Annotated in this window: 12 protein-coding genes and 1 tRNA gene; 3 read left to right on the forward strand and 10 right to left on the reverse strand. The window is 41.9% G+C overall.

Features of this window, described 5'->3' with window-relative positions; all coding sequences use genetic code 11:
* Positions 1-5 precede the first annotated feature (5 nt).
* The 8 genes from FD05_RS10110 to gap all read right to left on the reverse strand — a co-directional run bounded on the left by FD05_RS10110 (position 6) and on the right by gap (position 9444).
* Positions 6-752, reverse strand: coding sequence for an alpha/beta hydrolase (locus FD05_RS10110; RefSeq protein WP_020280046.1), 747 nt, complete (start codon positions 750-752; stop codon positions 6-8).
* 74 nt (positions 753-826) lie between these two features.
* Positions 827-1063, reverse strand: coding sequence for a preprotein translocase subunit SecG (gene secG, locus FD05_RS10115; protein ID WP_013728113.1), 237 nt, complete (start codon positions 1061-1063; stop codon positions 827-829).
* A gap of 84 nt (positions 1064-1147) precedes the next feature.
* A complete protein-coding gene (locus FD05_RS10120; RefSeq protein WP_223602372.1) occupies positions 1148-2686 on the reverse strand; it encodes a ClC family H(+)/Cl(-) exchange transporter in 1539 nt (512 codons plus the stop codon).
* 34 nt (positions 2687-2720) lie between these two features.
* A complete protein-coding gene (locus tag FD05_RS10125; protein WP_020280043.1) occupies positions 2721-4709 on the reverse strand; it encodes a MucBP domain-containing protein in 1989 nt (662 codons plus the stop codon).
* A 95-nt stretch (positions 4710-4804) separates the two neighbouring features.
* Positions 4805-6124 carry a phosphopyruvate hydratase gene (eno, locus tag FD05_RS10130; protein WP_020280042.1) on the reverse strand — a complete coding sequence of 440 codons (1320 nt, stop codon included), beginning with the start codon at positions 6122-6124 and terminating at the stop codon, positions 4805-4807.
* Positions 6125-6226: 102 nt separating this feature from the next.
* Entirely contained in the window at positions 6227-6985 is a 759-nt protein-coding gene (gene tpiA, locus FD05_RS10135) for a triose-phosphate isomerase (RefSeq protein WP_020280041.1), read from the reverse strand.
* A gap of 130 nt (positions 6986-7115) precedes the next feature.
* Complete coding sequence (locus FD05_RS10140; protein WP_020280040.1) at positions 7116-8330, reverse strand: phosphoglycerate kinase; 1215 nt, start codon at positions 8328-8330, stop codon at positions 7116-7118.
* Between the two features lie 103 nt (positions 8331-8433).
* Positions 8434-9444: a type I glyceraldehyde-3-phosphate dehydrogenase gene (gene gap, locus FD05_RS10145; protein ID WP_020280039.1), complete on the reverse strand. Its 1011-nt coding sequence runs from the start codon at positions 9442-9444 to the stop codon at positions 8434-8436.
* A 261-nt stretch (positions 9445-9705) separates the two neighbouring features.
* Here gap and FD05_RS10150 point away from each other — a divergent pair.
* Positions 9706-9777 (forward strand) — tRNA-Arg (locus tag FD05_RS10150).
* A gap of 312 nt (positions 9778-10089) precedes the next feature.
* On the opposite strand, the gene FD05_RS10155 is transcribed toward FD05_RS10150, so the two are convergent.
* Positions 10090-11022, reverse strand: coding sequence for a VOC family protein (locus FD05_RS10155; RefSeq protein WP_020280038.1), 933 nt, complete (start codon positions 11020-11022; stop codon positions 10090-10092).
* 225 nt (positions 11023-11247) lie between these two features.
* Here FD05_RS10155 and FD05_RS10160 point away from each other — a divergent pair, with 225 nt between their 5' ends.
* Together FD05_RS10160 and FD05_RS10165 are read left to right on the forward strand one after the other, a co-directional pair.
* Positions 11248-11841 carry an ATP-dependent Clp protease proteolytic subunit gene (locus FD05_RS10160; RefSeq protein WP_013728123.1) on the forward strand — a complete coding sequence of 198 codons (594 nt, stop codon included), beginning with the start codon at positions 11248-11250 and terminating at the stop codon, positions 11839-11841.
* A 244-nt stretch (positions 11842-12085) separates the two neighbouring features.
* Positions 12086-13162, forward strand: coding sequence for a zinc-dependent alcohol dehydrogenase family protein (locus FD05_RS10165; RefSeq protein WP_020280037.1), 1077 nt, complete (start codon positions 12086-12088; stop codon positions 13160-13162).
* A 232-nt stretch (positions 13163-13394) separates the two neighbouring features.
* On the opposite strand, the gene whiA is transcribed toward FD05_RS10165, so the two are convergent.
* The gene (whiA, locus tag FD05_RS10170; protein WP_020280035.1) at positions 13395-14339 is read right to left on the reverse strand and encodes a DNA-binding protein WhiA; all 945 of its coding nucleotides are present in this window, start codon (positions 14337-14339) and stop codon (positions 13395-13397) included.
* Between the last annotated feature and the right edge of the window lie 8 nt (positions 14340-14347).

Below are 14347 nucleotides of genomic sequence, written 5' to 3' on the forward strand. Positions count from 1 at the left end.
TCTTATTATTCATAAAGTTGTGTTAAAAACTCGGTTAAGTCGGCCTCAAGCTGCTTGTGCGCAGTGTTGACGGTAATCATGTGGCCGGCATTTGGATATTCGTGATAACTCACTTGGCTGTTAACCAATCCATCCCGCAAAGACTTGGCACTTTCAGGATTAACAATTTCATCGCTTAATCCTTGCCCAATGAAATAAGGCTGATGGATATTTGGTAAATCTTTTGCAACGTCAATCGTGAAATCGGCAATCTTCCCTAATAGTATATCAATATTTTCATCAAGCCACTTGAGTTTTGAATTCATAATCGCTTCATTGGTATCATATTGAACAAAGTTTGCTTTGGCCATTTGCATGAAGGTATTATGGACGCTAAACTGACGTTTCCTAACAATTGGGGATCCAAATGAACCACCGCCAAGCAGTGAAGGATCGTTCTCCAAGGCTTTAGCTGCAAAAATGCCACCCAGAGAAATCCCAAAGATACTAATTTGGGTATATCCCTTATCTTTTAGGAATTGAACCGCTCGTTTTGCATCATTCCACCAACGTTCCGGCGTTCCTTGAATCAAAATATCAGTAAAGTCAGCAGTCCCATGCCCCGTAAACATCGGTGCATAGACTGTGTAATCCTGACGTTCCAAATACCTTGCCAGCATTCGAACGTCAACCGGACCACTCGCAAAGGCGTGTAATAAAATAATTGCTTTGGGTCCGTGTTCAAAATAAAAAGATTTGACTGGTGTTTGCATAGCACCCATCCTTTCATGTCCACCTATTCAATTATAATAAAAATCCTCCTGCATTTAAACAGGAGGATTGAATACTAATGAGATGATATCCAAACTAATGCAAGTGCTAAGAGAAAGAAAATAATCCCTAAAACAAGTGTAGTTTTTTGCATGAATGCTTCAAAGCCACGTGGCTTCTGCTTTGCAAACAAGTCATCGGCCCCACCAGTTAAGGCGGACATGGCGTCATTAGTCTTTGATGGTTGCATTAATACCGCGATTGTTATCAATACACAGTCAATCAGTAATAATGTTAACAAAAAGTTGTACACGTTGATAGCCTCCTACCGTTAAATCGGCTTAATACTACTCTTACTAAACTAACACATTATAGCAGAATTCGCTACCTTTTGGGGTTAAGTTTCTGTCGTTAGGGTCAGAATTTGTTGCGTAATTGCGTGTTGGTTCTTAGTTGACACGTTGATAAAAAGCGTATCACCCCAACGAATCAAAGTGTCACCAGCAGGCACAATTTCGACACCATTGCGTTGAATCTTAGTCAGTAAAGATCCAACCGGCCACTTGATCTGCCGAACAATTTTGCCATCCATGGCCGATCCGGCATAAACGGTCTCCATAATTTCGGCAGTTCGGCCCAAATTCATCTTCGTCTGCACTTTTAAGAGCTGTTGAAGCATCGAGTAATACACCGGTTTGCCGTTTAACATGTCTAAAACGCCGTATGCGATTAACGACACAACTGCCAGACCAAGTAGATGGGTCAAAGTACCAACCATCTCAGTGATTAAAAGGATCGCCGTGAACGGTGCCTTACTAATTGCGGCAAAGTAGCCCGCCATCCCCATGATAATGAAACTTGAAAAATATAGCGGACTCATCAAGCCAAGATGAACGGCAATACTGCCAACAATTGCGCCGATCAAGCCACCTAAGCAAAGGATTGGCAAAAAGATGCCGCCAGGTAACCCACTTCCATAAGAAATCATCGAAAAAATAAATCGAATCAGAAAGTATAGGCATAGAATCAAAGTCGGATAATTGGCAGAACTTAGCCGTAAAATGATGTCACTGCCGCCACCCAACAAGTGCGGGAAAAAAGCACCTAATGGAATGACCAATAATAGCGGGATAATGCCGTTAAAATACCACGGAATATGCGTGTGACTGTACCACTGGCCCATTCGCAGGATCACCATTTGATACAAACGCCCTAAAACACCTAGGACAATTCCAAGGACGACGACCCACAAAAAGTATTTAAGCGGTAACGGCGTACTCTGCATATAAAGGACTGGCTTGAGACCAAACACATAGGTCGCAACCATGTCTGAAGTCACCGCAGAAGTGAGAGAAACAATCCAAATATTCGTAGAAAAGTTATGATAAATTTCTTCAAGAACAAAGAGTGTGCTGGCAATCGGTGCGTTAAATGCAGCGCTGAGCCCAGCAGCCGCACCACTGGATATGAGTACCTGACGGTCGAAACCGACTTGCTTGGTAAAGTGGGCCACTCCCTGCCCTAAAGTTGAGCCCAGCTGAATTGAGGGGCCTTCTCGGCCAAGATATAGACCACTACCGATTGCCAGGATACCGCCGATAAATTTTCGCCACAAAATTGCCCACCAGCCATAATCAACCTCACCTAACAATTGACCTTCAACTTGGGGAATTCCTGAGCCTTTAATGTCTGGCTGCTGTTTTAATAACCACCCCACTATCAATCCGATGATAATGTTAATCACGATTACCGATAGCAAAAATGGCAAATGATGAATCGAATTGACGTACAAATAGCGCATAAAATCGGTCATATGCCCAATCGACCAACGAAACATGGAAACCGCCGATCCAGCTAAAACACCGATGATAATACCATTTGAAATTGTTTTTACTTGGGACAGTCGATAACTTCCTCTAACTTGCAATTCACTCATCCTCTAATTATTTCTGATATCCATCATATCATAATCAATTGAGTCGTTTAAAAAGTTTTTTGCCGACTAATCCGATTAGAAGGGCAACTCCAGTCAAAATGGTGAAGTATGAGTTGTGTTCACCGGTTTGTGGTAGCTTTTCTTGAGTGGCTCCGTCCGTGTGAACGACTTCGTCTTTGTCATGAAGTTGATGACTGTCTGCTGTGTCACCCTTATCTCCATGACCATGTTTGTGTTTGCTGTCCGTTTGTTTAGCCGCCACGCTATGTTTCTCCTGCGCAAGCTGTTTGGATGAATCAGCTAATTTAGTGTAGGTAAATCGAACTTCTTCAGGCATCAGGTTATCAGCATTCAATTCTTTGGATGCCAGCTCTGCTTGGTATCCCGGAATGAATTTCGCGGTATAAGTCTTTGTCTGGCCAAAATCCAGCTGAATCGTGTCTTTGGACAGCGTTTTACCGTCTTGATCAACGTTGACAATGTTGAAGGTGACCTTCTTAGCGGTATAGTGCAACGTCAGTACTTTGGCATGAGTATTCAAATCAGTTGATTGCAGCTCATATCCATAGAATTCAATGTTCTTTGTGCGGAAATTGGTCGCTTCATTTGGTGTTAATCGGACAGTTTTATTAAAGAGTGAATTCCCTTGGGAATCAATGCCATGAAGTTGATAAGATTCAGCCGTTTGAGATGCTTTAGCCGTTTCTTGGGCTTCATCTTTCTTTTCTAAAGAGTGATCAGATTCTTTGAGATCAGTGTTATCTTTGGCCTTGGTTTTTGTTTCTTCTGAAGTCTTTGTTTTAGCCTTTTTATCAGGTTCAGGTGTTTTGACTGCTCCATTGTTTGAAGATGGCTTGTTTGTTGTTTTGGCTGGGGCATTTGTCACCTTTTCAGGGGCTGTTTTCTGGGCTTCTGGGGCTTCATGATTGTTATTATCAACAAGCTTTGGAGCCTCAGAATGCCCTGTTTCTTTCCCATCCTTGGTCGGGATTGGTGTTTCAATTACTGTATCCCTATCTGCTGATACATTCTTTGAGACATCATTTGTCGCTTCATGTTTATCATGCATGGATTGTGATTCATCTTTGGCGGAAGGCAATTGTTGAAGCAGATTCTTTTTAGTATCTGCAGGGGTACTGTCACCATTTGCTGTACTTGAATCACCCGCAATGTCAGTTTTTGAATCTGGTACATTTTTTCCACTTAATTCGCGGTCATTCGTTTCTTGTCCTACTGTGTTGTCTACATTTGCTGTCGCCTTAGATGCATTATCAACAGTATCTTTTTTTGGATTAGTATTGTGTTTCTCAATCAAGTCCTCACTGCCTGGATCTGAAGGTGTAGCATCTGAAGTATGTTCCGGCTTCACTTCGCCTGTTGTAATCAAATTATTTTCAGTTTTGCTACTTGGGAATACTTTTTCATCTTGAACTGGAAGTTCGTTATCAGCTCCAGCCACAGAACTACTTATAACTTGAGATTTAATAGGATCTAAATTCCGATAAATCAAGTTAACATCGAAATTATCAGATAGAATTTTGCCATTCAATAAGTCAGAATTGACAATCTCGTATCCTGGAAACACACTATATCCTCCAGAAATTACATAATTCCCGTTAACTGTGCCTTTCTTAAAAGCGTGATCTTCTACAATCTTGTTCCCATTCTCGTCATTGTAATGGACGGTGACCACTGCTGGTACGCCATCATACCTAATGTCAATTTTCTTCTTAGTTCCGTTTGAAGGCGATATTACAGACTGTTTGGTAGTGAATCCAGGTTCAACCGGAACATGTAACTTGCCATCTTCTGTTAATTCTAAGGTAACATTTACTGATTTTAAGTGCTGTTCATTTCCATTTATCGTTCTAGCATAGAATTCTTTAGTAACTTTAATCTGTCGATCATTGGGAACAACTGATCCATTCGAAACTGTCTCCGCACTCACCACCTGCTCATGCACCAACGGACTCGCAAATCCCAAAACGCCTAATGAAATCGATAATAAAATTGCCTTTTTCAAAACTAAAACCTCCATATTTGTGTTATAAATTATACTTACGCAAAAATGAGGGCTTTTTATGTATAAAAAAAGCCGCCTAAGCGACTTTTTTAAAATTACTTGTTCAAAATATCTTGACGTGCTTGCTCTGACAAGTTGTAGAATGAGTGAATTCCTTTGTAATCGGCAACGTCACCGAGTTGGTCTTCAATTCTCATCAATTGGTTGTACTTAGCGATACGTTCGCCACGGCTCATTGAACCAGTCTTGATTTGACCAGCGTTGAGACCAACAACCAAGTCAGCGATAGTAGTATCTTCAGTTTCACCAGAACGGTGTGAAATGATAGCAGTGTAACCTGCTTCTTTGGCCATTTCAACGGCTTCAACAGTTTCAGTCAAAGTACCGATTTGGTTAAGCTTGATTAAGATAGCATTGGCAACGCCCATCTTGATACCTTTCTTAAGGTAATCAGTGTTAGTAACGAACAAATCATCACCAACGATTTGAACTTTCTTGCCAAGGCGTTTAGTAGCCATCTGCCAATCAGCCCATTCGTTTTCATCAAGAGGATCCTCGATTGAAATAACTGGGTATTTGTCAACGATGCTTTCAAGCAAAGTAACAAATTCATCAGCAGTGTATGACTTTCCGTCACCCTTCAAGTCGTACTTCTTAGTTTCAGTGTTGTAGAATTCTGATGCTGCACAGTCAAAGGCAATGGCAATGTCTTTACCTGGCTTGTAACCTGCACGTTGGATAGCTTCAACAAGGATTTCAAATGGTTCCTCGTTGTTCTTCAAATCAGGTGCAAATCCACCTTCATCACCAACAGCAGTTGAGTAACCGCGTTCGTTTAACAAGTTCTTTAAGTTATGGAATGTTTCAGAACTCCAACGAATAGCTTCTTTGATAGTAGGGGCACCAACAGGCATGATCATGAATTCTTGGAAATCAACCTTGTTGTTGGCATGCTTACCACCATTGATAACGTTCAACATTGGTGTTGGAAGCAAATGACCATTGAAACCACCAAGGTAGTTGTACAATGGAACTTCCAATTCGTCAGCAGCAGCACGGGCAGCAGCTAATGAAACACCTAAAATAGCGTTAGCACCTAACTTACCCTTATTTGGAGTACCATCCAATTCGATCATGGCCTTATCAATAGCCAATTGGTCGGTAACATCGTAGCCAACAATTTCTTTAGCGATGATGTTATTAACGTTGTCAACGGCTTTGGTAACGCCCTTGCCCATGTAACGATCCTTGTCACCATCACGGAGTTCAACAGCTTCGTGTTCACCGGTTGAAGCACCTGAAGGAACGATTCCACGGCCCATTGCACCTGCTTCAGTATATAATTCAACTTCTACAGTTGGGTTACCACGAGAGTCTAGAACCTCACGAGCATAAATATCAGAAATAATTGACATGTTTTTTTCTCTCCTTAGCGAAAGTTGTGACCTTTTGTACAAGGTTCAACTCCAATTCTATTAGTTTCCGACCGAACTTTCAACATAAATCAGTGAATTTAACTATTTTTGCAAAAAGTTTGCAAGATTTAAGAATGAATCCGGCTTCAAGCTTGCACCACCAGCTAAAACGCCATCAATATCAGTCTGTGACAAAATATCATCTGCATTCTCATCATTGACACTGCCGCCGTATAAAACCCGAACCTGATCAGCGATGTCATCACCGTACAAATCAGCGATGGTTTGGCGAATCAGGTAGCATCCTTCCTCGGCTTCATCACTGCTGGCAGTCTTACCGCTACCGATTGCCCAGCTGGGTTCATAGGCCACAATAATTTTTTCGGCTTGTTCAGGTGTCACTGACTGGAGTGCGTTGGTAACCTGACTAACCACCCAGGAAATACGATCAGCAGATTCTCGCCGACTCATGGTTTCATCACAACAAATAATTGGGGTTAATTTGTTACGAAATGCTGCATGAACCTTTTTATTGATGATGTCATCAGTTTCGTTAAAATACTTTCGCCGCTCAGAATGACCAATAATGGTGTGAGTGACGCCCATCTCATAAAGTGCTTTTGGGCTGGTTTCACCCGTATAGGCACCCTCATCTTCATAAAAACAATTTTCAGCGGAAATAATCAGTGGGGAATCCCCATTTTCCTGCACCATGCTCTCTAAAAACAGCGGTGAGGCGGCGATACAGGTTTCAGTCGTCTTTGGATCAGGCAATTTGCCTTTAATCTCTTGAAGAAATTTGACTGCTTCTGCAACCGATAAATTCATTTTCCAGTTACCCGCCACGAACGGAATTCTCATAAGAATCATCCTTTACATTTTTTAGCTTAATGCCATTGTAACTAAAACCGGTTTCAAAAGCCACATTTTTCTCCTATACCAATTTTTAATAAAATAAAAAGAGCTCGCTAAAAAGCGGGCTCTTTCAATACTACTTGTTATCAATGGCTGCAATACCAGGAAGTGTTTTACCTTCAAGATATTGAAGTGAAGCACCACCACCGGTAGAAATATGAGTCAATTTGTCAGCAACACCTAATTGCTTAACAGCGGCAGTTGAATCACCACCACCAACAATTGTGGTTGCATCGCTTAATGTACCAAGGAATTTACCGATACGAAGGGTTCCTTGAGCATAGTTAGGCATTTCAAAGACACCCATTGGGCCATTCCAAACAACGGTCTTGGCATCTTTAAGAACATTTTCGAATGCTTCGATTGACTTAGGACCAATATCCAAAGCCATCCAGCCATCGTCAATGTCACCTTCAACTACTTTGTGTTCTGCATCGTTCTTGAATTCTTTAGCAACAACGTTGTCAGTAGGGAGAACGATCTTGTCGCCACCCTTTTCAAGGATCTTCTTGGCAACATCGATCTTATCTTTTTCAATCAGTGAGTCACCAATCTTGATGCCTTTAGCAGCATAGAATGTATAAGTCATTCCACCGCCGATGATAATCTTGTCAGCTTTGTCGAGCAAGTTGTCAATCACACCAATTTTGTCTGAAACTTTGGCACCACCAAGGATGGCAACAAATGGACGCTTTGGATTATTAACAGCTTCACCCAAGAACTGGATTTCTTTTTCCATTAAGAAACCGGCAGCAACTGGCTTGCCATCTTTGTGCATTGCTTCAGCAATTCCAGCGTTTGAAGCGTGGGAACGGTGAGCAGTACCAAAAGCATCGTTAATGAATTCGTCAGCAAGTGAAGCCCAGTATTCACCTAATTTAGGATCATTACCGGATTCGCGTTTAACGTATTCGCCATTAACAACATCTTCATAACGAGTGTTTTCAAATAAGAGAACACTGCCGTCTTCCATCTTGTTGATGGCATCTTCAAGTTGTTTGCCTTCAGTAACTGGAACGAAGATCACCGGCTTGTTCAACAAGTTGGAAAGACGTTCTGCAACTGGGCGCAATGACAAGCCCTTCTTGTCGTCTTCCTTCTTAATTCGGCCAAGATGTGAGCAAAGAATTGCTTTGCCTTTGTGATCCAAGACGTATTTGATAGTAGGTAAGGCAGCTTGAATACGGTTGTCGTCACCAATAACGCCATCTTTAATAGGAACGTTAAAGTCGACACGCATCAGTACTTTTTTGCCTTCGAGATTTAAATCAGAAACAGTTAATTTTGCCAATTTGGAAACCTCCCAAAATCATTTGATTGTGATTTGTAGAACATAGATAGATAACAAAAGACGGAGAAGACGCCCTCCTCCGCCGATTGCAATAAATTAATTATTAAAGTGAAGCAAACTTCAACAAGGTACGAACCATGTTGCAAGTGAAGCCCCATTCGTTATCGTACCAAGCAACAGTCTTAACTAATTGGTTGTCACCGGCAGTAGTAACTTCAGTTTGAGTTGGGTCAAATACTGAACCATGAGGATCATCAATGATATCTGATGAAACGATTTCGTCAGCATTGTAACCAAATGCTTCGTTGTTTTCAGTATGTTTCTTCATAGCATCGTTAACTTGGTCAGCTGTAACTTTCTTGTCAAGTACAGTAACCAATTCAGTTAATGAACCATCAACAACGGCAACACGTTGTGCGTGACCCATAACTTTTCCATCAAGTTCAGGGATAACCAAGCCAATAGCTTTAGCAGCACCTGATGAATGAGGAATAGTGTTGGCACTAGCGGTACGGTTGTTACGACGCTTCTTAGTCTTAGGACCATCAAGAATTTGTTGTGATGCAGTGAATGCATGAACAGTAGTCATGGTACCAACTTTAACACCGAAGTCTTTGTTCAAGAAGTAAAGCATTGGTGCCAAGCAGTTAGTAGTACATGAACCAGCTGAAACGATCACATCACTGGAATCAAGGATATCCAAGTTAACACCAGGAACAACAGTCTTAACAGCACCAGCAGGAGCTGAAACTAAGACACGCTTTGCACCAGCCTTGATATGTGCTTGAGCTTTTTCTTCTGAAGTGTAGAAACCAGTACATTCAAGTACGTAGTCAACACCATCATTCTTTACCCAAGGAAGGTTAGCAGCATCTTTTTCTGAGTATACAGGAATTTCTTTACCGTCAACCACGATGCCCTTGTCAGTTGATGAAACATCACCAGGGAAACGTCCATGGGTTGAATCATACTTCAATAAATAAGCCAACATTGATGGAGTGGTCAAATCGTTAATTGCAACCACTTCAATTTCGTCGGAGTGCAATTCGTGAATCCGTTTGAAAGCCAAACGACCAATTCGGCCAAAACCGTTAATACCAATCTTTACAGTCATACTAAGTTTTCCTCCTTTAGGAAATAAGAAAATATTAATACACAGTACAAACTTAATCGTACCACGAAATGAAAACAAAGTCAGCACATTGTGAACAAAAGTTCAAAGTATGCATCGAGTAACCATAAATATTACCCAAATTCAAGTATAGCAGACCACCAAATAATTACAATGCAATTGAATTTAGTAAACGTTTTCACGATCAATTTTTCTTTGTTCTTGAAAAAGTTCTCACTTTCTAGTATATTGGTATAGTAAGTTGCGCCCGTAGTGTAATGGATCGCACGTAAGATTCCGGTTCTTGAAATGAGGGTTCGATTCCCCCCGGGCGCATTTTAAAGTGCGGATTTGGAAGCCAACGGATATAGTTTTACTGAGATTATCTCACAACTTCCTGATAAGACCGATGGATTTCAAGGTCACGATAATGCTTCACAATGTACCCATCAAAAGAGGCTGCAACAAAAGTGTTAACTTTTGCTCCAGCCTCTTTTTTGTGGTTCCAATATTACTTAGTCAAAACGTGTTCAAATCGGCTGATCCCGGCCATTTAAGGGAATAAACCAACCATTCCAGAACCGGAAATAATTGATTTATTCCCTTAAATTCTGGGATCAAAGCGCCCGTTTTCTCACTCTCTTATTTTTAATCTGGTACGGATGTTGGTTCTCTAACACCTTCAGTGAAATCAACACCCTCCTTAGCGTAAAAGTCCATGATTTCTTGCCGCTGAGATTCAAACTTTGGCGGCAGTGATAACCCTTGTCCCATGGTTAGGATTGGTTCTTCCAGGCTAAAGCCCGGCGTGGTTGTCGCAATCTCAATTCGATTATCGCCGGGATCGCGGACATACAAACTCTTGAACCAGCCACGATCGGCGTATTCCTCAATGTTCAGATGCTGCTCTTTGGCGATATCCCAGAACCTGAAGAGATCCGCCTTGGTAGGCGCCTGGATGGCAAAGTGGTCAATACTGCCCCTGCCAAATCGTGTTCGAACATCCTGCTGATCGCTTTCAAACAGTTCGATTGACTGGCCATCTTCTAATGCGACCACGTTATTATCCACTGGAATTCCAAGCCAATTGTGGAAAAAGGCGCTGGTTGCTTCGGGATCTGGAACGTGAAGCTCAGTTCCCATTAGATGGGTAATCTGTTTCTCCGCAGGAATCCCATTGTCAGGAACCACTCGCATGTCAGTCAGTATTTCTGGAGTTTGCAATAGTTTCACTTCAACATTGTCTGGGTCAGAAAAAACAAGGCCATTTTCAATACTTTCAGTTTCAACTGAGTGAGTTGCCAAACGATCCTTCCAAAAACCAAGACTGCCATTAGGGATCGATAACTTAATGTTATTGAAGAAATGTTTGCCATCAGTTCGGTGACCTAATAAGGGCACCACAAAGAAAGTGACGACTGATCCCGGTGTTCCGAGATAATCCCCGTAAAATAAATGACGGATTCGAATATTTTCCTGGTTAACAGTATTTTTAACGAGACGCATCCCTAAAACCTGGGTATAAAAATCAATATTTTGCTGAGCATCTTTAGTCAGTAATGAAATGTGGTGAGTTCTCATAGCATATCCTCCGATCCGATATTTGCTTGTTACTGTTATTGTATCACGATTGAATCCGCTTTCTTATAATAAGCATTTTGGTTCTTGGCCTTTACCGAGAACCCCTTATCAAATCATCGATGGAACGTGAGCAAAACATTTGACCTTTTTTGACCAATAAACTATTATATTAACATGAACTTGGTGCAAGCCATCTTTCATAAAACCTATAAGGAGGCATCTTGAATGAATTTAGTGCCAACCGTCATTGAACAATCCGCAGGCGGTGAACGTGCGTATGATATTTATTCACGTTTGCTAAAAGACCGTATTATTATGTTGTCAGGTCCTATTGAAGACGACATGGCTAATGCGATTATTGCCCAATTACTTTTCTTGGATGCTCAAGACTCAGAAAAAGATATTTACCTTTACATCAACTCACCTGGTGGTGTGATCACCTCAGGCATGGCCATCTACGATACAATGAACTTTGTTAAATCAGACGTTCAAACCATCGTAATGGGAATGGCAGCATCAATGGCTTCTGTCCTTGCTTCTTCTGGAGCAAAGGGCAAGCGTTTTGCTTTGCCACATGCACAAGTCTTGATTCACCAACCATCTGGTGGTGCTCAAGGTCAACAAACTGAAATCGAAATTGCTGCCGAAGAAATTCTCAAAGCTCGTAAGATGATCAATAATCTCTTAGCCGAGAATTCAGGTCAACCAATTGAAAAGATCAACAAGGATACTGAGCGTGATAATTACCTCACTGCTCAAGAAGCCGTTGATTATGGACTTTTGGATGGCATCATGACCAGCAGTTCAGAGAAACAATAATTCAGTTAGTTAATTGAATTTTGTTCGACATTTCAAAAGAGGTTGGAATAAAAGTGTAAAAGCTTTTATCCCAACCTCTTTTTGTGGTCCCTTGCTATTCAGCTGAAACGTGTGGCAATCGGCAGATCCCGACCACTTAATAGCAAAAATGCACCTGATTGATAAAACTGAAATGACCGACTAAAATGAAGTCGTAGTTAGTTAATAAATTAACATGATGGATTTACGAATAGAGGCCATGAATATGGATGCAAATACAACTAAAGAACAAACATCGAAAACCACTGAGGAAACAATCCCCACAGAAATGAAGGCTTGGGAAATCGTCAAACCTGGATCAATTAATGGTGATGTTTCACCTTTGCGTTATACAACCAAACCTGTGCCGCAGCCTAAACGAGGCGAAGTCTTAGTAAAAGTAATTGCGTGTGGGGTTTGCCACACAGATCTGCACGTTACTGAAGGTGATCTGCCAGTTCACAAAGAACATTTAACACCAGGCCATGAAATCGTTGGCCGAGTCGTTAAAATGGGTGACGAAACCCGGCGATTCAAATTAGGCGACCGAATTGGCATTCCGTGGTTGCGCTGGACCTGCGGTGTCTGTGAGTACTGCCGCTCTGGACGTGAAAATCTCTGCCCCAATTCCTTATACACTGGCTGGGATCACGATGGTGGTTATGCAGAATATGTGACTGTTCCTGAAGGGTTTGCTTATCGAATTCCCGCTCGTTTTGACTCACTAACAGCCGCCCCACTACTTTGTGCAGGGATTATCGGCTACCGGGCTTACGAACGGGCAAACGTTCCAGCGGGTGGCACGTTGGGCTTGTACGGATTCGGCGGTTCTGCCCATCTGACTGCTCAAATTGCCATGAAGCAGGGAATTGAGGTCCATGTCTTAACTCGTGGTGAAGATGCCAGAAAATTTGCGCTGCAACTGGGTGCTGCTTCTGCCCGGGGAACTTACGATATGCCACCAGTTAAATTGGATTCGGCAATCAACTACACCCCTGTTGGTGACGTGGTACCAAAAGCCATGGAAGCATTGAAGCCAGGTGGCACATTAGCAATGGCAGGCATTCATTCAACTGACATCCCGCAAATGAGCTACCCAACCCATATCTTCCACGAAAAGAATTTAACCAGTGTTGAAAGTAACACCCGTCGTGATGGCGAAGAATTCTTAACATTGGCAGATCGTCTGAACATTCATCCAGAAGTCACCGAATACCCACTGGCAAAAGCCGATGAAGCCCTTAAATATGTTTCACGAGGAGATATCCGTGGTGCTTGTGTTTTGAGAGTGAGTGAAGGTTAAACCGTTTAAATAAATTCCAAAAATATCTGACAAATGAATAATGAATTTATCCGAGTTCAAACTAAAACCCGCGACAAGCCAAAACTTGATGTTTTGGAACTTGCCGCGGGTTTTGTGATTCAAATTTTAAATTTGTTGGCTTTAATTACAGAAAACCTTACTGAATAGCGCCCAGAAACGATTTACCAGACCAGGTGGAACTGTTTACCGATTTCAGCAATCTCGCTAAAGCTTATAGTTCAGGCTCGAGTCCTTGGGATAACTTGCCAGCATATTCATTAATTTTTCTCAAGCGATGATTGACCCCGGACTTTGAGATTGGACCGCCTTCTACCAAGTCACCCAATTCCTTCAAGCTGACTTCGGGATGTTTGAGTCTGGCTCTGGCGACCTGCGCCAATTTAGGGTTCAATTTGTTCAGTCCAACCATCTCATCAATCATTTTAATGTTTTCAATCTGTTTGCTGGCTGCGTTGGCCACCTTATTCAAATTGGCGTTCTCGCAGTTAACCAAACGATTAACTGAATTCCGCATATCACGCACAATCCGGATGTCCTCAAATTTCAACATCGAACTAGTTGCGCCAATCAGCTGCAAAAAGTCGGCAATTTTTTCGGCTTCCTTGAGGTACGTAATGTAGCCACTTCGACGCTGAGTGGTTCTGGCCTTTAAATGATACTTATTCATCATTTCGGCAATCATTTCATTGTGGTTTTCATACAGTGAATAGATCTCCAAATGATATCTTGAGGTCTCTGGATTGTTAACCGATCCGCTGGCAAGAAATGCGCCCCGCAAATATGAACGAATCTGCGAATCTTCCGTCAGCATGTGACTCGGCACCCGCTCAACGATTGACGCCCCATCAAAAATACCCAGGTCGTCCAACAATTGGGTCGCTTTATTTTCAACTCTCAAAATGTATAGGTTATTTTTCTTGAGTTTCATCTTACGGCGAACGCTCAGCTCACCTGTAATCCCGTAAAATTTGGAAAGTAATTTGTACATTCTCCTGGCAATTGCAGGATTTTCTGATGAAACATTCAAAACAAAATGGTGATTTGAAATTGAAAGGGAACCATTAATCCTAATCAGGGCCATCAATTCAGCCTTGGCGTTATCTCGGTGAACGGTCAAAGAAGTTAACTCCTTTTTGACCTCACTTGCGTATGACATGTGATTCC

Origin of the sequence: Lentilactobacillus otakiensis DSM 19908 = JCM 15040, assembly GCF_001434145.1 — a bacterium.
Taxonomy (GTDB): Bacteria; Bacillota; Bacilli; order Lactobacillales; family Lactobacillaceae; genus Lentilactobacillus; species Lentilactobacillus otakiensis.